The sequence below is a fragment of the Streptomyces sp. GbtcB7 genome (genome assembly GCF_019091445.1).
GTDB lineage: Bacteria > Actinomycetota > Actinomycetes > Streptomycetales > Streptomycetaceae > Streptomyces > Streptomyces mirabilis.
The window spans coordinates 1-277 of record NZ_JAGXJM010000266.1; the positions used below are offsets into that span (position 1 = coordinate 1).

Annotated in this window: 1 pseudogene; it reads right to left on the reverse strand. The window is 75.8% G+C overall.

Annotation, left to right across the window (positions count from 1 at the left end):
• Nucleotides 1-277, reverse strand: a pseudogene (locus KVT44_RS56060) (hypothetical protein); the annotation flags it as partial.

The window sequence follows — 277 nt, forward strand, 5'->3', positions numbered from 1 at the left end:
GACGTCCGAGCTCGGCGGCGAGGCGCCTGAGGCCCCCTTCGACGCCGCGCACAGCGGAGCCCGCACGGGCCTGCGGCGCGAGGGTGTCGACGGCGGCGGTCAGCGACCCGAGCTCGCGGAATCGCTGCCAGAGGGCCGGGTTCAGGGCCGAGAGGGTGACCGCTCCCGCGCTCTGCGAGTAGACGCTCGCGCAGAGGGGTTCGACCAGACGGGCGGTGACGGCCGGTCCGAACCGGGCCGTCGCGAGCTCGGCCAGCGTCGGCTCGGGCTCCTCGAA